Origin of the sequence: Siminovitchia terrae, assembly GCF_003605405.2 — a bacterium.
GTDB classification, from domain to species: domain Bacteria; phylum Bacillota; class Bacilli; order Bacillales; family Bacillaceae_C; genus Siminovitchia; species Siminovitchia terrae.
Genome location: NZ_QYTW02000063.1, coordinates 1 through 434 on the forward strand (window position 1 = coordinate 1; position 434 = coordinate 434).

Here is a 434-nt window from a genome sequence, read left to right on the forward strand (position 1 = left end):
TCATTGGTCTGGATGTAGCAAAAGGTGAAAGCCAGGTTCAAGCATACCTGGATAAAAAGAAACCCTATAAAAAGAGTTTTAAAGTGCAACATAATCTGGAAGGTTTAGCCAGTTTATTAGACTTTATTAAAGGATTAGAGGATGCTGCCGGAGAACGACCTCAGATTATACTAGAATCAACCGGCCACTATCATAAACCCGTTGTTCAATATTTCGAAGACAAGGGATATTTAATTATTATCGTGAATCCACTCATATCTTATAAAGCAAAAAACTCTAGTTTGCGTAAAGTAAAAACAGACCTCATAGATGCCAATCATCTATGCGAACTGTACTATAAAGAGGAATTAGAGCCTTATAAAAAACGGGGAATTCAATTACTAAATCTACGTAATCTTACAAGACAGCATGAAAATATTACGGCTTTAGTTGTG

1 protein-coding gene is annotated in these 434 nt (G+C 35.3%); it reads left to right on the top strand.

Annotated elements, in window-relative coordinates:
- Positions 1-2: 2 nt before the first annotated feature.
- The coding region (locus tag D5F11_RS25670) for an IS110 family transposase (protein WP_245998336.1) at positions 3-434 on the top strand (432 nt) is incomplete at its 3' end.